The organism is Pinirhizobacter sp. (assembly GCF_035317885.1).
In the GTDB taxonomy this organism is placed as follows: Bacteria; Pseudomonadota; Gammaproteobacteria; order Xanthomonadales; family Rhodanobacteraceae; genus Pinirhizobacter.
Genome location: NZ_DATHFX010000219.1, coordinates 1 through 11,064 on the forward strand (window position 1 = coordinate 1; position 11,064 = coordinate 11,064).

12 protein-coding genes and 1 pseudogene are annotated in these 11,064 nt (G+C 65.6%); 5 read left to right on the plus strand and 8 right to left on the minus strand.

What is annotated here, in order from left to right:
- Window positions 1-406: 406 nt before the first annotated feature.
- Window positions 407-571 carry a hypothetical protein gene (locus VK519_RS07085; protein WP_324348548.1) on the minus strand — a complete coding sequence of 55 codons (165 nt, stop codon included), beginning with the start codon at window positions 569-571 and terminating at the stop codon, window positions 407-409.
- A 117-nt stretch (window positions 572-688) separates the two neighbouring features.
- On the minus strand, window positions 689-886 hold the full coding sequence (locus VK519_RS07090) for a rubredoxin (protein WP_324348549.1): 198 nt from the start codon (window positions 884-886) through the stop codon (window positions 689-691).
- Window positions 887-981: 95 nt separating this feature from the next.
- Between VK519_RS07090 and thiE the strand changes: the two genes are divergently transcribed.
- From thiE to VK519_RS07105, 3 genes are read left to right on the plus strand one after another with little or no spacing between them, the layout of a single operon-like run.
- Window positions 982-1,620 carry a thiamine phosphate synthase gene (gene thiE, locus VK519_RS07095; protein ID WP_324348551.1) on the plus strand — a complete coding sequence of 213 codons (639 nt, stop codon included), beginning with the start codon at window positions 982-984 and terminating at the stop codon, window positions 1,618-1,620.
- On the plus strand, window positions 1,617-2,906 hold the full coding sequence (gene hemL, locus VK519_RS07100; protein WP_324348552.1) for a glutamate-1-semialdehyde 2,1-aminomutase: 1,290 nt from the start codon (window positions 1,617-1,619) through the stop codon (window positions 2,904-2,906). Before thiE ends, hemL begins: the two co-directional genes overlap by 4 nt.
- A complete protein-coding gene (locus VK519_RS07105; protein WP_324348554.1) occupies window positions 2,903-3,523 on the plus strand; it encodes an HAD-IA family hydrolase in 621 nt (206 codons plus the stop codon). Before hemL ends, VK519_RS07105 begins: the two co-directional genes overlap by 4 nt.
- Here the strand turns inward: VK519_RS07105 and VK519_RS07110 are convergent.
- Window positions 3,494-4,807, minus strand: a complete 1,314-nt coding sequence (locus VK519_RS07110) for an acetylornithine/succinylornithine family transaminase (RefSeq protein ID WP_324348556.1) — start codon at window positions 4,805-4,807, stop codon at window positions 3,494-3,496. The two genes, VK519_RS07105 and VK519_RS07110, sit on opposite strands and share 30 nt — an antisense overlap.
- A gap of 258 nt (window positions 4,808-5,065) precedes the next feature.
- On the opposite strand from VK519_RS07110, the gene VK519_RS07115 reads away from it, so the two are divergent.
- On the plus strand, window positions 5,066-5,227 hold the full coding sequence (locus tag VK519_RS07115) for a hypothetical protein (RefSeq protein WP_324348558.1): 162 nt from the start codon (window positions 5,066-5,068) through the stop codon (window positions 5,225-5,227).
- 103 nt (window positions 5,228-5,330) lie between these two features.
- Here the strand turns inward: VK519_RS07115 and VK519_RS07120 are convergent.
- The 5 genes and pseudogenes from VK519_RS07120 to VK519_RS07140 form a co-directional block, all read right to left on the minus strand.
- A pseudogene (locus VK519_RS07120) lies at window positions 5,331-6,257 on the minus strand (sigma-54 interaction domain-containing protein); the annotation flags it as partial.
- A 301-nt stretch (window positions 6,258-6,558) separates the two neighbouring features.
- Window positions 6,559-7,377, minus strand: a complete 819-nt coding sequence (locus VK519_RS07125; protein WP_324348560.1) for an SDR family oxidoreductase — start codon at window positions 7,375-7,377, stop codon at window positions 6,559-6,561.
- Window positions 7,378-7,397: 20 nt separating this feature from the next.
- On the minus strand, window positions 7,398-8,000 hold the full coding sequence (locus tag VK519_RS07130; RefSeq protein WP_324348561.1) for an LON peptidase substrate-binding domain-containing protein: 603 nt from the start codon (window positions 7,998-8,000) through the stop codon (window positions 7,398-7,400).
- Window positions 8,001-8,075: 75 nt separating this feature from the next.
- Window positions 8,076-9,446 (minus strand): UDP-N-acetylmuramate:L-alanyl-gamma-D-glutamyl-meso-diaminopimelate ligase, encoded by a 1,371-nt coding sequence (gene mpl / locus VK519_RS07135; protein ID WP_324348562.1) that lies wholly within the window; start codon window positions 9,444-9,446, stop codon window positions 8,076-8,078.
- 59 nt (window positions 9,447-9,505) lie between these two features.
- Window positions 9,506-10,090, minus strand: coding sequence for an adenylate kinase (locus tag VK519_RS07140; protein ID WP_324348564.1), 585 nt, complete (start codon window positions 10,088-10,090; stop codon window positions 9,506-9,508).
- Window positions 10,091-10,226: 136 nt separating this feature from the next.
- Between VK519_RS07140 and VK519_RS07145 the strand changes: the two genes are divergently transcribed.
- Window positions 10,227-11,064, plus strand: an 838-nt coding sequence (locus VK519_RS07145; protein WP_324348565.1) for a diphosphate--fructose-6-phosphate 1-phosphotransferase, incomplete at its 3' end; no start/stop codon positions are given.

An 11,064-nucleotide genomic window follows, 5' to 3' on the forward strand; every position in this document is an offset into this window, starting at 1 on the left:
CAGGCAAGACGCCCACACAATTCACCTGCGCACACTGTCAAAGATCGTTTCGCCGAACCGGTCTTTTCAACCGGTTCCCAAGGACGTTTCGTCCGAGGTGAGCCGCCCATTCTACATCGCTTTCAGAGTCCGTCAACACCCTTTGTGAAGCTTTATTTCGAGGTGTTGGGTGACGTCAGGAAGGTCCGCAGCGGAGGGCTTTCATCGCGGCGGAGGAGAAGAATAGCGCGGCGTGTGCCGGGTGGGAAGAGGTTGTGACGGATATTTTTCACACCCTGCCCGAAACGCTGCAAAACAAGCACTTTTTCGGCAAGCCGCGCTGACGTGGCGGCGGACGTGTCATCGCAGCGGAAGGGCTGCGGAGTTGGGGGTCAGAGTTATAACTCTGACCCCGTCATGGGGGGGCTTAGCCGACGGCCATCATGGGCTCGTTCGGCAGGATTTCGAACTCGATTTCGTTACAGGCCAGCTGGTGTGCGCAGGGCAGTCCAAGCTGGAAGGGAATCAGGCCTGATTCGGCCGCCAGGCCGAGCTGTTCCCACTGGTCTTCGAACGGTACGAAACGCTGCATCTTCGAGCTCCCTGTCGCTGCGGCCGATGGGCCACGGTATCGATGGAAGCATCCTGAAGAAGCACGGGTGAGGAAGTTATGAGGAAAAACTATGACAAACGTAAAATGGACGCCTGATTAGTCGAATTCCACCATTTCGAAGTCGTCCTTGGTGACACCACAGTCCGGGCAGGTCCAGGTATCGGGGATGTCTTCCCAGCGGGTACCGGGCTCCAGGCCTTCATCGGGGAGTCCTTCGGCCTCGTCGTAGATGAAGCCGCAGACGACGCACATCCATTTGCGCATGGGGCGGGAATCGGGGCTGGTCTGGCTCATTTCGGTAGCAAGGTAACGAGGGGAAAGTGGCATTTTGGCATAAGCGGCGCGAGGTACGATGTGCGGCTTCCGCACCCGCCAAGGCCCATCCGCCCATGCCAGCCGTCCCGTCCATCCACCCCGCCTTGCGCCGCGGCGGCCTGTACGCCATCACTGACGGGCCCCGGCCGGATCTCGTGGAGGTGTGCGAACACGTGCTGCACGGCGGCGCCACCATGCTTCAGTACCGGGATGAGACCACCGACGACCCGCGGCGGCTGTCCGAGGCACAGGCCCTTGCCGCCCTGTGCCGGCGCTATCAGGTGCCTTTCCTCGTCTATGGCGACATTGCCCTGGCCGCGGCCGCGGAGGCCGGCGTGCACCTGGACTTCGAAAGCGATGTCGCTGAAGCGCGCGATGCCCTGGGGCCCGGCGCCATCATCGGGGTGTCCTGCCACGATTCGATCGAACACGCCCGCACGGTGACCGCCGCCGGCGCCGATTACGTCTCGTTCGGGGCGTTCTTCCCTTCCCCGACCAAGCCCCATGCCGGCCGCGCACGGCTTGAGACCCTGCGGCAGGCCGCCGCACTGGGCGTGGCCCGGGTAGCGATCGGCGGCATCACCCTCGACAATGGGATTTCCCTGATCGATGCCGGCGCCCAGTACCTGGCCGTGGTGTCGGCCGTGTTTTCCGCCGACGACCCCGAAAAAACCGCGCACGACTTCGCCGCCCTGTTCGAAGGACTTGCATGACTTCCAACCACGATCTTTTCCAGCGCGCCCAGGCCTTGATGCCCGGCGGGGTGAATTCGCCCGTGCGCGCATTCCGTTCGGTAGGCGGGGAGCCCTTCTTCACCGCCCGCGCCGACGGCGCGTTCCTGTGGGACGTGGAAGGCAATCGCTACATCGACTACGTCGGCTCGTGGGGTCCGATGGTGGCCGGGCATAACCATCCCCACGTGCGCGAGGCGGTGGCCCGCGCCATTGGCCATGGTCTTTCCTACGGCACGCCCTGTGCCGCGGAAGTCACCATGGCCGAGACCATCGTGCAGCTGGTGCCGTCGATCGAGATGGTGCGCATGGTGAACTCCGGCACCGAAGCCACGATGTCGGCGATCCGCCTGGCGCGAGGTGCCACCGGCCGCAACCTGATCGTGAAGTTCGAAGGCTGCTACCACGGCCACGGCGACAGCTTCCTGGTGAAGGCGGGCTCCGGCGCGCTCACCTTCGGCGTGCCCACCTCGCCCGGCGTGCCCAAGGCCGCGGCGGACCTCACCCTTACCCTGCCCTATAACGACTTCGATGCCGCACGCGAGCTGTTCGCCAGCCGCGGGCACGAGATCGCCGGCCTGATCATCGAGCCGGTCGCCGGCAACATGAATTGCATCCTGCCGCGCGAGGGCTACCTGCAGCTGCTGCGTGAGCTGTGCACGGCCTCGGGCGTGATCCTGATCTTCGACGAGGTGATGACGGGCTTCCGCGTGGCCCTGGGTGGCGCCCAGGCGCATTACGGCATCACCCCGGACCTCACCACCTTCGGCAAGGTGATCGGCGGCGGCATGCCGGTGGGTGCCTACGGCGGCCGGAAAGACCTCATGCAGCAGATCGCGCCGTCGGGCCCGATCTACCAGGCCGGCACGCTGTCGGGTAACCCGGTGGCGATGGCAGCGGGCCTGGCCATGCTGGAACTGGTAAGCGCCCCCGGCTTCCATGAGAACCTGGCGGCGAAGACGCGCCTCTTGACCGATGGCCTGCTGGCGGTGGCTGCCGAAACCGGCACGCCATTCAGCGTGAATCGCATCGGCGGCATGTTCGGCCTGTTCTTCACCAGTGAGCAGGTGGAAACCTATGCCCAGGCCACCGCGGCCGACGTGGCGGCCTTCAACCGTTTCTTCCACGGCATGCTCAAGCGCGGCGTGTACCTGGCACCGTCGGCCTTCGAGGCGGGCTTCGTGTCCAGCATGCACACCGATGACGTGATCGCCGCCACGCTGGAAGCCGCGCGCGGCGCCTTCGCCGACGCGGCGGTTGCGGCATGACGGTGGGCATCGACGCCATCCTGTTCGACATGGATGGCGTGCTCTGCGACTACTCGCGCAACACCCGCCTGGACGAACTGGGCAAGGCCATGGGCACCGACCGCGAGACGGCGCGCGACGTGATGTACAACAGCAACCTGGAGTGGGAAGCCGACGCCGGCGCGATGGATGTAGACGCCTATATGGCGGCGCTTTCAGCGGGCTTCGGCCGTACTTTAAGCGAAGAGGCCTGGCTGCATGCGCGCGTGGCCGCCACCCAGGTACGGCCTTCGATGGTGAAACTTGCCGAGGAGCTTTCCGGCACGCTGAAGATCGGCCTGCTCACCAACAACAGCTTCATGATGCAGCGCCACCTGCGCACGGTGTCGCCGGGCCTGTTCCCGCTGTTCGAAGGCCGTGCCTGGACCTCGGCTGAGATGGGGGCGATCAAGCCCCACGCGGAGTGCTATCTGCAATGCGCCCGCGCGTTGGATGCTGAGCCTTCGCGCATCCTGTTCGTGGACGACGCCGATGAGAACGTGACCGGCGCCGTGGTGGCGGGCCTGCAGGGTTACTTCTTCACCACGCAGGCCGCCTTCGAAGACGAATTACGACGCCTTGGCGTGCGGCTGGGCTGAGCCGGCGGCGGAAACGGGGTCGACGGTAGCGGGGTCAGAGTTATTACTCTGACCCCCAACAACCTCGCGCAGTGCGTCAGTCAGGCGTTCCATCCCAACCTTCAGCTCGGCGTCGGTGATGGTGAGCGGCGGTACGAAGCGCAGGACATCCGGGCCTGCCTGCAACAGCAACAGGCCATGGGCGGCGCAGGCATCGAGGATGTCGCCCGCCTTGCCCTTCCAGGGGCTGGCCAGCACCGCGCCGATCATCAGGCCGCGGCCACGGACTTCTTCGAAAAGATTGAGCTCGTGGTTGAGCGTGGCCAGCGCCGTGCGAAGGTCGTTGGCCTGGCGTTCCACATTCAGCAGCACCGCGGGCGAGGACAGCTTGGCCAGCGCCACGCGGGCCACCGCGGCGGCCATCGGATTGCCGCCAAAGGTGGTGCCGTGGGCGCCGAACTGCATCACCGCTGCCACCTTGGGGCCGGCAAGCATCGCTCCGATGGGGAACCCTGCGCCCAGGGCCTTGGCCAGGGTGACGATGTCGGGGGTGATGCCATCCTGCACGTGGGCGAACAAGGTACCGGTGCGACCCATGCCGCACTGGATTTCATCAAGTACCACCAGGGCGCCATGCGCGTCGCACAGCTCGCGTACTTTCTTCAGGAAACCCGGTGCGGCCGGCATTACACCGCCCTCGCCTTGCACGGGCTCCACCAGCACCGCGGCGACGTCACCCGGCGCGAAGGCCTCGGCGAGCGCGGCTTCGTCGTTGAAATCGAGATAGCGGAAGCCAGCGGGCAGCGGCTCGTAGCCTTCGTGGTACTTCGGTTGCGCGGTGGCGGTGACCGTGGCCAGCGTGCGTCCGTGGAACGAGCCGCGGAAGGTGATGATGACGCGCTTGTCGGCCGGGCGCCCTTCGGACGCCGCCCACTTGCGTACCATTTTGATCGCCGCCTCGTTGGCTTCGGCGCCGGAATTGCACAGGAACACGCGCTCGGCGAAACCCGACGCCTGCACCAGCTCCTCGGCCAGGCGCAGCGGGGGCTCGGTGTAGAACACGTTGGAGCTGTGCCAAAGCTTGCCGGCCTGCGTCACAAGCGCGGTGACCAGGTCTTCGTCCTGGTGGCCCAGCGCGTTCACTGCGATGCCGGCGCCCAGATCGATGTAGTCGCGGCCTTCGGTATCCCACACGCGCGAGCCCTTGCCGTGGTCAAGGACGACATCACGCGGGCGGTACACCGGCAGCCAATAGCGCTTGCCCAGCCCGATGAGGTCGGTGGCGGGATCGGGATGCTGCGACATGGCGGTGGCTCCGGACGACCAAGAGGCGTGGGTGGGATGTGAAGTGTAAACGGAAGCTGTGTATCAACGCTGCAACACCTATGACACCCCTGCAGCAAGACATTTTGTCCGCACCTATGTCCTTTGGCCGTAACACCTTGCCAACACCGTGAACGGCAGGCGAGCCCGCCGCTCTGCCGCAAGAGCTTGAAACAAGGCATTTGCCGAATTGGCATGTCGCTTGCCTTGTTTATGGGGGTGATCAAGGGAGGCGATGTCATGTACCTGCGCCTTTGGGAATGCTCCGGCACGCTACTGCTGGTATCCGCCACGGCCGGCTACCTGGAGGCCTGTGCCGAGGGCACGGGCAATGAGCGGCTGCCCACCAAAGGCGCAGCGAATGGCGATGACGATGCAATTGACGAGGACGCCTTCGCCTGAAGGCGTCTCGTGGCAAGTTCGGCCGTCTGGCAACCCTGCCAGTCCGGGCGGCTCGAGGGGAATCCCCCCGTTTCGCACACGCGGGCGGGGGGCGTTCTCTCGCCTAGCGCAGTTCGTCCACGCTCAACTGGTGCTTCTTGCACAAGCGGTACACCGTCACCCGCGACACCCGCAGGCGCCTGGCGCATTCGGAAATGTTGAACGCGCTTTCACGCAGGCAACTGACGATGGCTTCGCGCTCGGCCAGGATGCGCGCATTGCACAACGTGGCATTGCGGCTGCCAGCATCGCCGTCGCTAAGCTCCAGGTCCTGGTGGGTGATCAACGCGTCGTCGGCGATCACCGCCGCGCGCTGCACGCGGTTCATCAACTCGCGGATATTCCCCGGCCAGGAAAACGATTCCATCGCCCGGCGCGCACTGGCGCTGAAGGCGCGCGCACGCGTGGCGTAGGTTTCGCGGAATTCGTCCAGGAACCGCTGCGCCAGCAATTCGATGTCGCCGTGGCGTTCGCGCAACGGCGGCATGCGCAAGCGAAGCACGTTCAGCCGGTAGAAGAGATCTTCGCGGAAGCGACCCCCGGCCACGGCCTTCTCAAGATCGACGTGGGTCGCGGCGAGCACCCGCACGTTGATCTTCGTGCTGTGCGAATTGCCGATGCGCTCGATGGTGCCCTCCTGCAGAACGCGAAGCAGGTTGGTTTGCGCTTCCAGCGGAAGGTCGCCGATTTCATCCAGGAAGATGGTGCCGCCGTCGGCTGCCTCGAACATGCCCACGCGTCGACCCATGGCGCCGGTGAAGGCGCCGCGCTCATGACCGAACAATTCCGACTGCACCAGGTTCGCCGGCAACGCACCGCAGTTCACCACGATGAAGGGCTTCTCGCCACGGGGCGAAAGTTGGTGCAGGCTTCGCGCCGCCAGCTCCTTGCCGGTACCGGTCTCGCCGGTGATCAGCAGCGGAAGCTCCACATGGGCGAAACGGGTAATGCTGTCTGCCACGAGCCGGATGGCCGGGCTGAATCCAATGATCACTGCCTGCGCGGCTTTCGCGCCGAGCGGCAACAACGGCTGGCCTGTGTCCACGCCTGTGGGGGGCCCACCCGCCCAGGCTTGCTTAGCGTTGCGCAACATGACCTACCCCGAAGATCCTTGCTGCGGGCTTGATCCCGCCTGCCACCGCGTCGCCCCCAACAACCCGGCCCCGTGCCATTTTTCTTCTTAGGACTGCCCGAAGAAAACTACTCGGGAGGAAAAAACCCCGCCATCCGACTAACGGCCGAGGCCGTGATGTCTATTCCTGTCACCTTGTTCAGCAAAGGACGAGAACGCGTTAGTCGAGGAAAAGGTCCGGCGCGAGCTTTTGGCCTTGTTTTACGGCATATTTCGATAAATCGCGCACGCCTTCGGCCGCCAGTACTTCATCGTCGATGAAGAAGCGGCCGCTGCTTTCGCGTGACGGCCTGACCAGGATGGCGTGCGCGGCATCGGCCACGATCTCCGGTTTCCGGCAGTTTTCCGCGCGGATGCCCTCGATCATGCCGATAGCTGCCGTAGCAATTACTGTCCTGGGCCACAGCGCATTCACCGCAATGCCGACGCCTGCGAGCTCAGCCGACATGCCCAGCACGCACAGGCTCATGCCGAACTTGGCAATCGTGTAGGCCGTGTGCGGGGCGTACCACTTCGGGTCCAGCGAGGGCGGCGGAGACAGCATCAGCACGTGGGGATTGGATGCCTTGCGCAGATGCGGCAGGCAGGCCTGGGTCACCATGAACGTGCCGCGGGTATTGACCTGGTGCATCAGGTCGTAGCGCTTCATCGGCGTGCCTTCGGTGCCGGCGAGCCAGATCGCGCTGGCGTTGTTCACGCAGATGTCGATGCCGCCGAAGTGCTCTACCGCCGCAGCCACCGCATCGCGCACCTGGTCTTCCTCGCGGATGTCCACTTGCAGCGCCAGCGCCTTGCCGCCAGCGGCCTCGATCTCGGCCGCGGCGGTGTGGATGGTGCCGGGAAGCTTGGGGTTGGGCACGCCACTCTTGGCCGCGATCACGATGTTGGCGCCGTCGCGCGCTGCGCGCAGCGCGATGGCAAGGCCAATGCCGCGCGAGGCACCGGTGATGAAAAGGGTCTTGCCGGCGAGCGTGGCCATGGAGTGTCCTTTGGAAGGTGTCAGTCGCGCTGGAAGCGCGGCAGGATATCGCGCAGTTCCGCCAGGCGCTGGGTGGGGTCGGTGAGTTCGAGCATGTGCTGCGCTTCGTCGGGCGCCAGCGGCAACAGTTCGGTAAGGCGGAAACCCACCCAGCTGGCGTCGTCGTAGAGCTCGCGCGGCGCACTGCGATAATGCGGGGCCATCTGGTCGATCAGGCGCTCCAGGATGGTGGGCAACAAGGCAAGTTCCACTGGTACCTCGATCGCGGGTTCATCCGGCCAGTGGGTGATGTCGCCCCGCACCTGGCCATCGGCACGTATGCGGGTGCGGGTGACGCGGAACCGGCCACCGCCGCGCGCGGTAATGCCCAGCAAGCCATCGCCACGGGTGGTGAAGTCGATGATGTCGGCCAGCGTACCCACCGCAGCTGCGGCCGCGGGCATGCCGACCTCGCGTCCCTCGGCGATCAGGCACACACCGAACGGCGTGCCGCCCCGTGTGCACTCGCGGACGAGGTCGAGGTAACGCGGTTCGAAGATGCGAAGCTGCAGTTCCCCGCCCGGCAGGAGGACGTTGGAGAGGGGAAACAATGGGATGTCATTACCAGGCTTGGATGAGGCCATGGCGGGAAGTCTAGCCTGCCCATGGCGCCTTCATGAAGCGTGCACGAACCTGCGGTAGGGGTCATGCGTTGGGGGTCAGAGTAAATACTCTGACCCCGCGATCGCCGCCAGGAAACGCCGCGGGGCCGCTTCGAAGCCGCCGTTGGACATGAACACCACGCGGTCGCCTGGCTGCGCCAGCGCCTGCAATCGGTCGATCAGCGCCTCCACCGATGGCGCGGTCTGGCCACGGCTGCCCAGGGCATCGGTCACCTTCCCTGCGTCCCAGGCAAGCTCCGGCCGCTGCAGGAACACCACGGCGTCCGCATCGGCCAGCGAAGGGGCCAGGCCTTCGGCATGGGCGCCGGCGCGCATGGAATTGGACCGGGGCTCCAGGGCCACCACGATGCGGGCGTCGCCGACGTTGGCGCGAAGGCCGGCAAGGGTGGTGGCGATGGCCGTGGGATGGTGGGCGAAGTCGTCGTACACGGTGATGCCGTGGTGCTCGCCGATCTTCTCCATGCGCCGGCGCACCGAGCGGAAGCTGGCGAAGGCGGGAAGCAGGGCGCCCGGGTCTGCACCGGCGGCGGAAGCCGCGGCCAGCGCGGCCAATGCGTTAAGCACGCTGTGGTTGCCCAGCATGTCCCAATGCACGGCGCCCACCACATGGCCGCCACGCGACACTTCGAAGGCCGAGCCATCGCTTTTAAGCAACCGGGCCTGCCAGTGGCCTTCGCCGATGCCGAAGGTTTCCACCGGTGTCCACGCACCCATGGCCAGCACCTTGCGCAGGTGATCGTCGTGGACATTGACGATCAGCCTTCCGTTGCCCGGCACCGTGCGTACCAGGTGATGGAACTGGCGCTCGATGGCCTCGACATCGGGAAAGATATCGGCGTGGTCGTATTCGAGGTTGTTGAGGATGGCAATGGAGGGCCGGTAGTGCACGAATTTCGAGCGCTTGTCGAAGAAGGCGGTGTCGTATTCGTCGGCCTCGATCACGAACGGCGCGCCGGTACCCAGACGCGCGGACACGGTGAAGTTGCCCGGTACGCCGCCGATCAGGAAACCTGGCGCCAGGCCCGCCGATTCAAGCAGGTGCGCCAGCAGGCTGGTGGTGGTGGTCTTGCCATGCGTGCCGGCCACGGCCAGCACCTGGCGCTGGGCCAGCACGGTTTCGCCCAGCCACTGCGGGCCGCTGATGTACGGCATGCGCTCGTCGAGCATGCTTTCGATGGCGGGGTTGCCGCGCGTCATCGCATTGCCCACCACGACGAGGTCCGGCACCGGGTGAAGGTGGTCGGCGGTGTAACCCTGTTTCAGCGCTATCCCCAGGGCTTCGAGCTGGGTGCTCATCGGCGGGTAGACGTTGGTGTCGGAGCCTTCCACTTCCAGGCCCAGCTCGCGTGCAATCGCAGCGACGCCGCCCATGAAGGTGCCGCAGATGCCAAGGATATGCAGGCGCATGGGATTCCGGTTGCAGTGGGCGTCGGGCCGCAGCGCGGCCCGGATAATTCGATGCGGCCTTAGCCGCCCGCGGGCGCGGTGCCCCGGGGCAGCACGCCGGTGATGCGTTCGGTGACTTCGTCGATGGGGCCCACGCCGTCCACCACCTTCAGCAGGTGGCGCTGGGCGTAGAAATTCGCCACGGGGGCCGTTTGCTCGGCGTAGACCTCAAGGCGCTTGCGCACGGTGTCGGGGTTGTCGTCGGCGCGGCCTTCGGCCTTGAAGCGCTGTTCCACGCGGCCAATGATGGCGTCGCTGGGCACTTCGAACTTCACCACCACGTCCAGTGGCTGGTGCAGGCGGGACAACAGGCCGTCCAGGGCATCGGCCTGGGCCAGGTTGCGCGGGTAGCCATCGAGGATGAACCCGGCGCGGGCGTCGTCCTGGGAAAGGCGTTCCTCGAGCATGCCCAGCACGATGTCGTCGGACACCAGGTGGCCGGCGTCCATCACTTCCTTGGCTTTCAGCCCCAGCGGGGTGCCGGCGGACACGGCCGCGCGCAGCAGGTCGCCGGTGGAAATGTGCGGCACGCCGAGCGTTTCCTTCAGGCGCGTGGCCTGGGTTCCCTTGCCCGATCCGGGGGCACCGAGTAGCACGAGTCGCATATGGCTCCATATCCGTCCGGGCACCCGTGAAAGGGCGCCGAACATCGAAAAAATGACAGTCACGGTAACTTCTGGGTGTTTCCCCGTCAAACCGGGCTGGGCTAAGGTAAGTACCCCCGCGAGAAGGAACCAGCGCATGGCAACCAGGTCGTCCCCCGGCAAGCTGCTGTATGCCCAGTCCGGCGGCGTCACCGCCGTGATCAACGCCACCGCTGCGGGGGTGATCGAAACCGCCCGGGCCAGGGGCCTGAAGGTTTACGCCGCCCGCAACGGCATCCTGGGCGCCCTGCGCGAGGACCTGATCGATACCTCGAAGGAAAGCGCCAAATCCATCGCGGCGCTTCGCCATACCCCGGGTGGCGCCTTCGGCTCGGCCCGGTACAAGCTCAAATCCATCGATACCGACCGGAAGGAATATGAACGGCTGATCGAGGTGTTCAGGGCCCACGACATCCGCACGTTCCTGTTCAACGGCGGCAACGACTCCGCCGACACCGCCTACAAGATGTCCCAGCTTTCCAAATCCCTTGGGTATGAATTGAGCTGCATCGGCGTGCCCAAGACGGTCGACAACGACCTGGTGGTGACCGACACCTGCCCGGGGTTTGGCTCGGTGGCGCGCTACACGGCGATCTCCACGCTTGAGGCAAGCCTGGACGTGGCCTCGATGGCCGAAACCTCCACCAAGGTATTCATCCTGGAAGTGATGGGCCGGCACGCCGGCTGGATCGCCGCGGCCGCGGGCTTGGCCGGCGAAGGCGGCGATGCCCCGCCGCACATCATCCTGTTCCCCGAGCGCACCTTCAACGAAGCTGAATTCCTCGCCAAAGTGAAGGCCACGGTGAAGCGCGTGGGCTATTGCACGGTGGTGGCGTCCGAAGGCCTGCTGGCGCCGGACGGAAAATTCCTGGCCGAGGCCGGCGGCCGCGATGCTTTCGGCCATGCCCAGTTGGGCGGCCTGGCGCCGGTGATCG